Origin of the sequence: Enterobacter sp. BWH52 (assembly GCF_001037565.1) — a bacterium.
GTDB lineage: Bacteria > Pseudomonadota > Gammaproteobacteria > Enterobacterales > Enterobacteriaceae > Enterobacter > Enterobacter hormaechei_C.
In genome coordinates, this window is the sequence record NZ_KQ089854.1 from 4,036,079 (window position 1) to 4,047,960 (window position 11,882).

Here is an 11,882-nt window from a genome sequence, read left to right on the forward strand (position 1 = left end):
GCCATTAGCTGCCTTAAATCAAAAATTGTCGCGTATGGGTTAATTAAAATCCCAGCTCGTTAACATTTTTTACGATCCCTGCGATCGACAACATCGGGATAAATTATGGAGCTGCTCTGCCCTGCCGGAAACCTTCCGGCGCTTAAGGCGGCCATCGAAAATGGGGCCGATGCGGTCTATATCGGGCTGAAAGATGATACCAACGCCCGCCATTTTGCGGGTCTTAACTTTACGGAGAAAAAGCTTCAGGAAGCCGTTAACTTCGTTCACCAGCACCGGCGCAAACTGCACATCGCCATCAATACCTTTGCCCATCCTGATGGCTATGCCCGCTGGCAGCGCGCCGTGGATATGGCGGCCCAGCTGGGCGCCGATGCGCTGATCCTGGCCGACCTCGCCATGCTTGAGTATGCGGCAGAACGTTATCCGCATATTGAGCGCCACGTCTCTGTTCAGGCATCGGCCACCAATGAAGAGGCCGTGCGTTTTTATCATCGACACTTTGACGTAGCCCGCGTGGTGCTGCCGCGCGTGCTCTCTATTCATCAGGTTAAGCAACTGGCGCGCGTCACGCCAGTGCCGCTGGAGGTTTTTGCCTTCGGCAGCCTGTGCATCATGGCTGAAGGCCGCTGCTATCTTTCTTCCTATCTCACCGGGGAATCGCCAAATACCGTCGGCGCCTGCTCGCCTGCCCGCTTCGTTCGCTGGCAGCAAACACCGCAGGGACTGGAGTCACGCCTGAATGACGTGTTAATTGACCGCTATCAGGACGGTGAAAACGCGGGGTATCCGACACTGTGCAAAGGCCGATATCTGGTGGACGGCGAGCGCTACCACGCGCTGGAGGAGCCCACCAGCCTCAACACGCTGGAACTGCTGCCAGAGCTGCTGGCCGCCAATATTGCCTCGGTGAAAATCGAAGGCCGCCAGCGCAGCCCGGCCTACGTGAGCCAGGTGGCAAAGGTGTGGCGTCAGGCCATCGACCGCTGCATGGCGGACCCGCAAAACTACGCTCCGCAGGCGGCATGGATGGAGACGCTCGGCGCGATGTCCGAAGGCACCCAAACCACGCTCGGCGCGTATCACCGTAAATGGCAGTGAGAAAATCATGAAATATTCATTAGGGCCGGTGCTTTACTACTGGTCAAAAGAGACGCTGGAAGATTTTTACCAGCAGGCCGCTACCAGCAGCGCCGATGTGATTTACCTCGGCGAAGCGGTGTGCAGCAAGCGCCGCGCCACCAAAGTGGGCGACTGGCTGGATATGGCGAAAAGCCTGGCCGGCAGCGGCAAGCAGGTGGTGCTCTCGACGCTGGCGCTGGTGCAGGCGTCCTCTGAACTGGGCGAGCTGAAGCGCTACGTCGAAAACGGTGAGTTCCTGCTGGAGGCGAGCGACCTGGGCGTGGTGAACATGTGCGCCGAACGTAAGCTGCCGTTTGTCGCCGGACATGCCCTGAACTGCTATAACGCCGTGACCCTGCGCCTGCTGCTCAAACAGGGGATGACCCGCTGGTGCATGCCGGTTGAACTCTCCCGCGACTGGCTGGCCAACCTGCTTACACAGTGCGAAGAGCTGGGCATTCGCAACAAGTTTGAAGTGGAAGTTCTGAGCTATGGGCATCTGCCGCTGGCCTACTCTGCCCGCTGCTTCACCGCACGTTCCGAAGATCGTCCGAAAGACGAGTGCGAAACCTGCTGCATTAAGTACCCGAACGGACGCAGCATGCTGTCGCAGGAGAATCAGCAGGTGTTTGTTCTTAACGGCATTCAGACCATGAGCGGTTACGTCTATAACCTCGGCAACGAACTGGCGTCAATGCACGGGCTGGTGGATATGGTGCGTCTTTCGCCGCTTGATACCGGCGTATTCGCCATGCTGGACGCCTTCCGCGCCAACGAAAATGGCGCTGCTCCGCTGCCTCTGACGGCAAACAGCGACTGCAACGGTTACTGGCGACGTCTCGCCGGGCTGGAATTGCAGGCATAAAAAAGGCTCACTTTGTTAACAACGGTTATCATTTTTTAATGCAGTATTAAAGATTGACCGTCGACAAAGTGAGCTGTTATGACTGACAAAACCATTCCGTTTTCGGTGCTGGATCTGGCGCCGATCCCACAAGGCTCCTCGGCCAGAGAAGCCTTCACGCACTCTCTCGATCTTGCTCAGCTTGCCGAAAAGCGCGGCTATCACCGCTACTGGCTGGCGGAACACCACAATATGGTGGGCATCGCCAGCGCCGCCACCTCGGTGCTGATTGGCTATCTGGCGGCGAATACCACCACACTGCACCTGGGCTCCGGCGGCGTGATGCTGCCAAACCACGCCCCGCTGGTGATTGCTGAGCAGTTCGGGACGCTGAATACCCTCTATCCGGGCCGTATTGATTTAGGGCTTGGCCGCGCGCCGGGCAGCGACCAGCCGACCATGCGCGCCCTGCGTCGCCATATGAGCGGCGATATCGATAACTTCCCGCGCGATGTGGCGGAGCTGGTGGGCTGGTTTGACGCGCGGGATCCGAACCCGCACGTGCGTCCTGTGCCGGGGTACGGGGAAAAGATCCCGGTATGGCTGTTAGGCTCAAGTCTGTACAGCGCGCAGCTCGCCGCCCAGTTGGGGCTGCCGTTTGCGTTTGCCTCGCATTTCGCACCGGATATGCTGCATCAGGCGCTGCATCTCTACCGCACGCACTTCAAACCGTCCGAGCGTCTGGAGAAACCGTACGCGATGGTCTGTATCAATATCATTGCCGCCGACAGCAACCGCGACGCGGAATTCCTGTTCACCTCCATGCAGCAGGCGTTTGTGAAGCTGCGTCGCGGTGAGACGGGCCAGCTGCCGCCGCCGGTAGAGAATATGCATCAGCTGTGGTCGGCCTCCGAGCAGTATGGCGTGCAGCAGGCTCTGAGTATGTCGCTGGTAGGTGATAAGGCGAAAGTGCGTCACGGGCTGGAGGCGGTGCTGCGTGAAACCCAGGCGGATGAGATTATGGTTAACGGCCAGATTTTCGATCACCAGGCGCGTCTGCATTCGTTTGATTTGGCAATGCAGGTGAAAGAGGAGTTGGTGGGGTAGTTTTTTTGCTTTGCCCGGTGGCGCTTCGCTTACCGGGCCTACATTCTTTTCTCCCTCTCCCTGCGGCAGAGGGCCGGGGTGAGGGGTTCAGACCGCACGTTTTACTGATACACAGGCAACAGATTAAAACTCGACAGCACGTGCACCACCGCGTTACCGATACCAAATACCAGGATCAGCGCAATCATCGGTTTTCCGCCCCAGACGCGGAATTTCGGGCTGCCGAAGCGCTTACGTGATTTGCGCGCCAGCAGCGCCGGTACAATCGCCGCCCAGATGGTGGCCGCCAGTCCTGCATAGCCGATGGCGTAGAGGAAACCGTTCGGCCACAGCAGGCCGCCCACAATCGGCGGCAGGAAGGTCAACAGCGCCGTTTTGAAGCGCCCCGTCGCAGAGTCATCAAAACCAAACAGATCCGCCAGGTAGTCAAACAGGCCCAGCGTCACGCCGAGGAATGAACTCGCCACCGCAAAGTTCGAGAAGACCACCAGAAGCAGATCCAGGCTGCGGCTGTTCAGCACGCCGCTCAGCGCCTGTACCAGCACATCAATGTTACCGCCCTTCTGCGCAATGCCGATAAATTCCGGACGCGGGATGTTACCCATCGTCCCCAGCAGCCAGATCACATACAGCGCCAGCGCCAGCAGCGTGCCGTAAACCAGGCATTTCACGATGGTGCGCGGATCCTTGCCGTAGTACTTCATCAGGCTCGGTACGTTACCGTGGTAGCCAAACGACGCCAGACAGAACGGCAGGGTCATCAGCAGGTACGGCGTATAAGAGGTGTTCGTTTCGGCAACGTTAAACAGCGTGGCCGGCGTGACGTGCCCCAGCAGGCTGCCGAAGGTAAGAAAGAAGGTGATGACCTTTGCGCCCAGCACGATTGCCGTCATGCGGCTGACCGCTTTGGTGCTCATCCAGACGATAAACGCCACGCCCAGCGCGAAGCAGAGACCCGCCAGACGCGCCGGAACGTTCAGCGACATCTCTGAGAAGGTGTGATGCAGAATCGACCCGCTCGCTGAAATGTACGCGTAGGTCAGGATATAGAGTACAAACGCGATGGACAGCCCGTTCACCAGGTTCCAGCCTTTGCCCAACAGATCCCGGGTGAGGGTGTCGAAGCTGGAGCCAATGCGATAGTTCAGGTTTGCTTCAAGGATCATCAGCCCGGAATGGAGCATGCAGAACCAGGTGAAAACCAGCGCCGCCAGCGACCAGAAGAACCACGCACCGGACATGACCACAGGCAGGGAAAACATCCCGGCACCAATGATGGTTCCGCCGATGATCACCACGCCGCCAAGCAGCGAAGGTGACGTTTGGGTGGTGGTTAGTGTTGCCATGCGGCCTTATCTCCAGTGAAAAATGTGGTTCTGCATTTTAATGTGCTGCACTGTACCAGTACAAGAGTACAAAAGGAATAAAAAAAGCCCCGATAGCGACTATCGGGGCTGTATATTTTACTTTACGTCAGAAGCGAAAGGCTTACGCGTCACCGAAACGACGACGGCTGGCACCTTCTTCACGGCGTGGACCACGGTTTTCGCGGCGCTCGCCGGAGAAACGACGGCCTTCACCACCGCGACCTTCGCTGCGACCGCCTTCACGACGCTCGCCACCGAAACCGCGACCACCGCCACGACGTTCGCCGCCACGGTCAGGACGTGGCTGTGCATCGCCCAGCAGCTGCATGTTCATCGGCTTGTTCAGGATGCGGGTGCGAGTAAAGTGTTGCAGTACTTCGCCCGGCATGCCTTTTGGCAGCTCGATGGTGGAGTGGGAACCGAACAGCTTGATGTTACCAATGTAACGGCTGCTGATGTCGCCTTCGTTAGCGATCGCGCCAACGATGTGACGAACTTCAACACCATCATCACGGCCCACTTCAATGCGATACAGTTCCATTTCGCCAGCGTCACGACGCTCGCGACGTGGACGGTCTTCACCACCACGCTCTGGACGGTCACCGCGTGGACCACGGTCGTTACGGTCGCCACGACGTTCGAAACGATCGTCACGGTCACGGAACTCACGCTTAGGACGCATCGGCGCATCAGGTGGCACGATCAGGCTACGTTCGCCCTGCGCCATTTTCAGCAGTGCTGCGGCCAGGGTTTCCATGTCCAGCTCTTCGCCTTCAGCGACAGGCTGGATCTGGGACAGCAGCGCACGGTACTGATCCAGATCGCTGCTTTCCAGCTGCTGCTGTACTTTCGCGGCGAATTTTTCCAGACGGCGTTTGCCCAGCAGTTCTGCGTTTGGCAGCTCAGCTTCTGGAATGGTCAGCTTCATGGTGCGTTCAATATTACGCAGCAGACGACGCTCGCGGTTCTCAACGAACAGCAGCGCACGGCCTGCACGACCCGCACGACCGGTACGGCCGATACGGTGAACGTAAGACTCGGAGTCCATTGGGATATCGTAGTTTACAACCAGGCTGATACGCTCAACGTCCAGACCACGTGCTGCCACGTCGGTTGCAATTAGAATATCCAGACGACCGTCTTTCAGACGCTCCAGGGTCTGCTCGCGCAGGGCCTGGTTCATGTCGCCGTTCAGCGCTGCGCTGTTGTAGCCGCTACGCTCCAGGGCTTCAGCCACTTCCAGTGTCGCGTTTTTGGTACGTACGAAGATAATCGCCGCATCAAAATCTTCCGCTTCCAGGAAACGGACCAGCGCTTCGTTTTTGCGCATGCCGTATACAGACCAGTAGCTCTGGCTGATGTCCGGGCGAGTGGTCACGCTGGACTGAATGCGCACTTCCTGCGGCTCTTTCATGAAGCGGCGGGTAATGCGACGGATCGCTTCTGGCATAGTTGCAGAGAACAGAGCGGTCTGATGACCTTCCGGGATCTGCGCCATGATGGTTTCTACGTCTTCGATGAAGCCCATACGCAGCATTTCATCGGCTTCGTCCAGTACCAGGCCGCTCAGTTTAGAGAGATCCAGGGTACCGCGCTTCAGGTGATCCAGCAGACGGCCCGGCGTACCGACAACAATCTGTGGACCCTGGCGCAGGGCGCGTAACTGCACGTCATAACGCTGGCCGCCGTACAGGGCTACCACGTTTACGCCGCGCATATGTTTAGAGAATTCCGTCATGGCTTCAGCAACCTGAACAGCCAGTTCACGGGTTGGAGCCAGGACGAGGATCTGCGGCGCGCGCAGGTCCGGATCAATGTTGTTCAGCAGCGGCAGCGAGAATGCTGCGGTTTTACCGCTACCAGTCTGGGCCATGCCCAGCACGTCACGACCAGAAAGCAGGTGTGGGATACACTCAGCCTGGATCGGAGATGGTTTTTCGTAACCCAGATCGTTAAGGGCTTCAAGGATAGGAGCCTTCAGGCCCAGATCTGCAAAAGTGGTTTCGAATTCAGCCATGTAGTACAAGTGCCTCGATATTAATGGCGGCCAGTCTACTTAGCTCATCGTGAAAATGATTAGCAATTTTCATTGAAAAGTGTGAACCGGCTCAAATTAGGTGTATTGACGAACAACAACGCCCTCACCAGTGAAGGTGATGGCAATCAAAAGATTACGGGCTGATGTTTATGTCGTCAGCTATTGCTGGTCCGATTCTGCCAGGTCGTCTTGCTCCTGGCCCAAGAGCGATAATTCCAACAATGCATAACGGTGCTCAACGAAGTTATGTACGTTGTTAGCAACCGCTAATTTGAACAGTGCCGTAGCGCTGTCCATATCCCCCAGACTTAGGTAGTACTTACCTAAATAGAAGTTGGTTTCACTGAGATGCTCAGCGAGCGAGGTGTTATCCGTTGCGTCCGCCTTGAGGCGTTCCATCAGCGTTGCTTCGCTAATGTTGCCCAGGTAGAACTCGACAATGTTCCATCCCCACTGTTCCTTGTCCGATTTCTCGAAGCGCTGTTTCAGTGCTTCTTTGGCCTGCTTCTCATCAAGCTTCTGCTCAACGATGTAAAGCCACAGGCTGCGGAAAGGATCATTAGGATCGTCTTGATAAAACGCCAGCAGATCATCTTGCGCTAACTTATCACGTCCGCCGTAATACAATGCGATACCGCGATTCAAGTGCGCGTAGTTGTAAGTTGGATCAAGCTCAAGTACAGAATCAAACGCTTCATAGGCAGCATCAAAATTGCCTGCCTGCGTTAAATAAATGCCTAAGTAATTGAATACTTCAGGCATATCAGGTCGAATCGCCAGCGCTTGTGAAAAATCATTTCGCGCCAGTGCCCTCAGACCGAGACTATCATACAACACTCCGCGCTCATATAAAAGCTGTGCGCGTTCGTCATCGGTTAAAGCCCGACTGGCAAGTATTTGTTCCATGCGTGCCAGAATGACTTCCTGCTGCAAAGTCGGTTGCAATGGCACTGCGAGGACTTCGCTCTTACGCCAGGCAGAGTTGCTGCATCCTGCCAGCGTTAAAGCTGTCGCAACGAAACACCAGCGCAAAAAAGGCTTCATTTCCCACTCCCGAAGACAACTATTGGATGAACGTCCTGTCCCCCGGCGGCTTAACAAGGCGTCCTGCCTGATAATAAGCCCTCCGCCTGCGCGGAGGGCAAATGGCAACCTTACTCGCCTTGCTGTTCAGCAGCCGGAGCTTCCGGCGCCGCAGCAGGCTGAGACTGCTCGGTTGCTTCTTTAATGCTCAGACGGATACGGCCCTGGCGGTCAACTTCCAGAACTTTCACCGGTACTTCCTGACCCATTTGCAGGTAATCGGTCACTTTCTCAACGCGCTTGTCAGCGATCTGAGAGATGTGTACCAGACCTTCTTTACCGCCACCGATGGCAACGAATGCGCCAAAGTCAACGATACGGGTCACTTTACCATTGTAGATACGGCCCACTTCGATTTCTGCCGTGATCTCTTCGATACGACGGATAGCGTATTTCGCTTTCTCGCCGTCGGTTGCTGCGATCTTCACAGTACCGTCATCTTCGATTTCGATGGTGGTGCCCGTCTCTTCGGTCAGTGCACGGATAACGGAACCGCCCTTACCGATAACATCTTTGATCTTGTCTGGATTGATCTTGATGGTGTGAATACGCGGAGCGAATTCAGAGATATCACCGCGTGGCGCGTTGATAGCCTGTTCCATCACGCCCAGGATGTGCAGACGCGCACCTTTAGCCTGGTTCAGAGCAACCTGCATGATCTCTTTGGTGATACCTTCAATTTTGATATCCATCTGCAAGGCAGAGATACCGTCGCGGGAACCCGCCACTTTGAAGTCCATATCACCCAGGTGGTCTTCATCACCCAGAATGTCAGACAGAACAACGTAGTTGTCGCCTTCTTTCACCAGACCCATTGCGATACCCGCAACGGCGGCTTTAATTGGCACGCCTGCATCCATCAGCGCCAGAGAAGCACCACACACGGAAGCCATGGAAGAAGAACCGTTGGATTCAGTGATTTCAGACACCACACGTACGGTGTACGGGAATTTGTCTGCTTCTGGCATCACTGCCAGCACGCCGCGCTTCGCCAGACGACCGTGACCAATTTCACGACGCTTCGGTGAGCCAACCATACCGGTTTCGCCCACAGAGTACGGAGGGAAGTTGTAGTGGAACAGGAAGCTGTCAGTGCGCTCGCCCATCAGTTCGTCGATGATCTGTGCGTCACGTGCAGTACCCAGGGTCGCGGTTACCAGCGCCTGCGTTTCACCACGGGTGAACAGCGCAGAACCGTGAGTACGTGGCAGTACGCCAGTACGCACGTCCAGACCACGGATCATGTCTTTTTCACGGCCATCAATACGCGGCTCGCCTGCCAGTACGCGGCTACGAACAACGTTTTTCTCGATGGCATGCAGGATTTCACCAATTTCGTTAGCGTCCAGCGTTTCGTCTTCGGCAACCAGGGTCGCGGTTACTTCAGATTTGATCACATCAACCTGAGCATAGCGCTCCTGTTTGTCGGTGATGCGGTATGCGTCGCTCAGACGAGATTCTGCCAGTGCAGCAACGCGTGCGTTCAGCGCGTCGTTGGCCGCTTCTGGCTGCCAGTCCCAACGTGGTTTACCGGCTTCTTTCACCAGGTCGTTGATGTTCTGGATAACAACCTGCTGCTGGTCGTGGCCGAAGACCACAGCGCCCAGCATCTGGTCTTCGCTCAGCAGTTCAGCTTCGGATTCAACCATCAGCACCGCGGCTTCAGTACCGGCGACAACCAGGTCCAGCTTACTCTCTTTCAGCTCTTCCTGAGTTGGGTTCAGCACGTACTGATCATTGATGTAACCCACGCGCGCAGCACCGATTGGACCATTGAATGGAATACCAGACAGTGACAGGGCAGCAGACGCACCGATCATCGCAACGATGTCCGGGTTAACCTGCGGGTTAACGGAAACAACGGTTGCGATAACCTGCACTTCGTTCACGAAGCCTTCCGGGAACAGCGGACGAACCGGGCGGTCAATCAGACGCGCGATCAGGGTTTCGCCTTCGCTTGGACGGCCTTCACGACGGAAGAAGCCACCTGGGATTTTACCGGCAGCGTAGGTACGCTCCTGGTAGTTAACGGTCAGTGGGAAGAAGTCCTGACCTGGTTTAGCTTTTTTCTGGCCAACTACGGTAACGAATACAGCAGTGTCATCCATGCTTACCATAACGGCAGCAGTAGCCTGACGCGCCATCATGCCGGTTTCCAGCGTGACGGTATGCTGACCATACTGGAATTTACGAACGATCGGATTCAGCAAAGTTCTGTCCTTTCTTAAATGTTTGAAAGCACACCTCAGGTGTGCTGACGATTTAACCCGACCTTCTTCGCATCCTCGCGACTAATGACAACCGACACCCCCATGGGTGAAGCCTCTCATTAGCCGCGCGAACCTCTGCAATGAAGATCATTTATAGCAACAATACAATAGTTTCCATTGAATTGCTGCCGTCTGGTTGAAAAAAGGGGCCATCAGGCCCCCTTTTCTGAAACTCGCAAGAATTAGCGACGCAGACCCAGACGCTCGATCAGCGCGGTGTAGCGTGCAACATCTTTACGCTTCAGGTAGTCGAGCAGTTTACGACGCTGAGAAACCATACGCAGCAGACCACGACGGCTGTGGTGATCTTTTTTGTGCTCTGCAAAGTGACCTTGCAGGTGGTTAATCTGTGCAGTCAGCAGTGCAACCTGAACTTCGGTAGAACCGCTGTCGTTAGTACCACGACCAAACTCAGAAACGATTTTAGCTTTAGCTTCAACGCTTAGAGACATTTTCAAACTCCAAAGTATAAAGAATGTAAGGATGCCGATCTCTAATTCAGCTATCCCATGTACGCCCCGCAGATTGTTAAACAATTTACCAGGCGTTAAGCGGCGATATTCTACTCGTCTCCCCTGCTTATCGCAAGGTAAGGCGTTATCACCGTCACGCTTCGACCGGATATTCGACGACCAGACGACGCGGCGCCACACGCCCTTCGCCGTCCATTTCGCCCATACCGATGAATTTCCCTTCGTCACCTTCCGTCACGCGTACCAGGCCCTCAAGCGGTGCCCCCGTTGTGCGAACCGGGTTTCCGTTCTTAAAGTAAACGGACGATGTTAAAGGAAGATTAACAACCGGGAAGTCCACTGCCGGACTGTCCATTGGCATCAGCAGCGGGTCCAGCAGATCGGCCGGCGCAACGCCCTGCGCTTGCGCCTGCTCAATCAGGGCGTGCAGATGCTCAAGCGTCACCATGCGTTCGACCGGATATTTGCTGACCGCCAGACGACGCAGATAAATCACATGCGCGCCGCAGCCCAGCTTTTCACCGAGGTCATCAATGATGGTGCGGATATAGGTCCCTTTCGAACAGTGTACTTCCAGCTCGAGTTCATCACCTTCGTGACGAATGAACAGCAGCTCATACACGGTAATCGGACGAGCTTCGCGCGGAACCTCAATGCCCTGACGTGCATATTCGTAGAGCTTTTTGCCCTGATATTTCAGCGCCGAATACATCGACGGCACCTGTAGCGTATCACCACGGAAGCTGTCCAGCGCCGCATCAAGTTGCTCTGCGCTGAAGGTCACCGGGCGCTCTTCCACCACCTGGCCATCTGCATCGGAGGTATCCGTACGCTGGCCCAGTTTGGCAATCACGCGGTAGCGCTTATCGGAATCCAGCAGGTACTGGGAAAACTTTGTCGCTTCCCCCAGGCAGATCGGCAGCATGCCGGTTGCCAGCGGATCCAGCGCGCCGGTGTGCCCTGCTCGGTTGGCGTTATAAATACGCTTCACTTTTTGCAGCACGTCGTTGCTGGATGCGCCCTGTGGTTTATCCAGCAAGAGCACGCCATGCACGTCACGACCGCGACGACGAGGACGACTCATCAGTCCTCCTTGCTGTCGTCCGCCGGGTTAACACGACGCTCATCGTCATGTTTCACCACGCTGGTCACCAGGTTGGACATACGCATACCTTCAACCAGCGAGTTGTCGTAGAAGAAGGTCAGCTCTGGCACGATACGCAGGCGCATCGCTTTGCCAAGCAGAGAGCGAATGAAACCAGAGGCTTCCTGCAACGCTTTAATGCCGTTCTTCACAGCGTCTTCATCCTGGTCATTCAGGAAAGTTACAAACACTTTGGCGTACGCCAGGTCGCGGGACATTTCCACGCCAGACACGGTGGTCATCATACCCACGCGTGGATCTTTGATTTCACGTTGCAGAATGAGAGCGATCTCTTTCTGCATCTCCTGCGCGACGCGCTGTGGGCGACCAAATTCTTTCGCCATAATAAATTCTCCAGACAAAAAAGGGGCTTAAGCCCCTTTTTAAAATTACTGCCGGGTGGCGCTTCGCTTACCCGGCCTACGCTCATTAAT

Annotated in this window: 11 protein-coding genes; 3 read left to right on the forward strand and 8 right to left on the reverse strand. The window is 55.8% G+C overall.

What is annotated here, in order from left to right:
- Nucleotides 1-105 precede the first annotated feature (105 nt).
- From SK47_RS19025 to SK47_RS19035, 3 genes are all read left to right on the forward strand, one after another.
- Nucleotides 106-1,101, forward strand: a complete 996-nt coding sequence (locus tag SK47_RS19025) for a ubiquinone anaerobic biosynthesis protein UbiU (RefSeq protein WP_003861773.1) — start codon at nucleotides 106-108, stop codon at nucleotides 1,099-1,101.
- Nucleotides 1,102-1,108: 7 nt separating this feature from the next.
- Nucleotides 1,109-1,987 carry a U32 family peptidase gene (locus SK47_RS19030; protein ID WP_045347166.1) on the forward strand — a complete coding sequence of 293 codons (879 nt, stop codon included), beginning with the start codon at nucleotides 1,109-1,111 and terminating at the stop codon, nucleotides 1,985-1,987.
- A 78-nt stretch (nucleotides 1,988-2,065) separates the two neighbouring features.
- On the forward strand, nucleotides 2,066-3,073 hold the full coding sequence (locus SK47_RS19035; protein ID WP_045347165.1) for a luciferase-like monooxygenase: 1,008 nt from the start codon (nucleotides 2,066-2,068) through the stop codon (nucleotides 3,071-3,073).
- Between the two features lie 101 nt (nucleotides 3,074-3,174).
- Here SK47_RS19035 and mtr read toward each other — a convergent pair whose 3' ends face one another.
- From mtr to rbfA, 8 genes are all read right to left on the reverse strand, one after another.
- Nucleotides 3,175-4,419 (reverse strand): tryptophan permease, encoded by a 1,245-nt coding sequence (gene mtr / locus SK47_RS19040; protein WP_045347164.1) that lies wholly within the window; start codon nucleotides 4,417-4,419, stop codon nucleotides 3,175-3,177.
- 142 nt (nucleotides 4,420-4,561) lie between these two features.
- Nucleotides 4,562-6,457, reverse strand: coding sequence for a DEAD/DEAH family ATP-dependent RNA helicase (locus tag SK47_RS19045; RefSeq protein WP_003861780.1), 1,896 nt, complete (start codon nucleotides 6,455-6,457; stop codon nucleotides 4,562-4,564).
- Nucleotides 6,450-6,530, reverse strand: a complete 81-nt coding sequence (gene yrbN, locus SK47_RS24015) for a protein YrbN (protein ID WP_097397692.1) — start codon at nucleotides 6,528-6,530, stop codon at nucleotides 6,450-6,452. The genes SK47_RS19045 and yrbN overlap by 8 nt, the downstream gene beginning before the upstream one ends.
- Before the next feature lie 107 nt (nucleotides 6,531-6,637).
- Nucleotides 6,638-7,522: a lipoprotein NlpI gene (gene nlpI / locus SK47_RS19050; RefSeq protein WP_003861782.1), complete on the reverse strand. Its 885-nt coding sequence runs from the start codon at nucleotides 7,520-7,522 to the stop codon at nucleotides 6,638-6,640.
- A 110-nt stretch (nucleotides 7,523-7,632) separates the two neighbouring features.
- Nucleotides 7,633-9,771, reverse strand: coding sequence for a polyribonucleotide nucleotidyltransferase (pnp, locus tag SK47_RS19055; protein WP_003861786.1), 2,139 nt, complete (start codon nucleotides 9,769-9,771; stop codon nucleotides 7,633-7,635).
- A gap of 242 nt (nucleotides 9,772-10,013) precedes the next feature.
- Nucleotides 10,014-10,283: a 30S ribosomal protein S15 gene (gene rpsO, locus SK47_RS19060; protein WP_003861789.1), complete on the reverse strand. Its 270-nt coding sequence runs from the start codon at nucleotides 10,281-10,283 to the stop codon at nucleotides 10,014-10,016.
- A gap of 154 nt (nucleotides 10,284-10,437) precedes the next feature.
- On the reverse strand, nucleotides 10,438-11,388 hold the full coding sequence (gene truB / locus SK47_RS19065) for a tRNA pseudouridine(55) synthase TruB (RefSeq protein ID WP_003861791.1): 951 nt from the start codon (nucleotides 11,386-11,388) through the stop codon (nucleotides 10,438-10,440).
- Nucleotides 11,388-11,792, reverse strand: coding sequence for a 30S ribosome-binding factor RbfA (gene rbfA / locus SK47_RS19070; RefSeq protein ID WP_003861793.1), 405 nt, complete (start codon nucleotides 11,790-11,792; stop codon nucleotides 11,388-11,390). The genes truB and rbfA overlap by 1 nt, the downstream gene beginning before the upstream one ends.
- Nucleotides 11,793-11,882 lie beyond the last annotated feature (90 nt).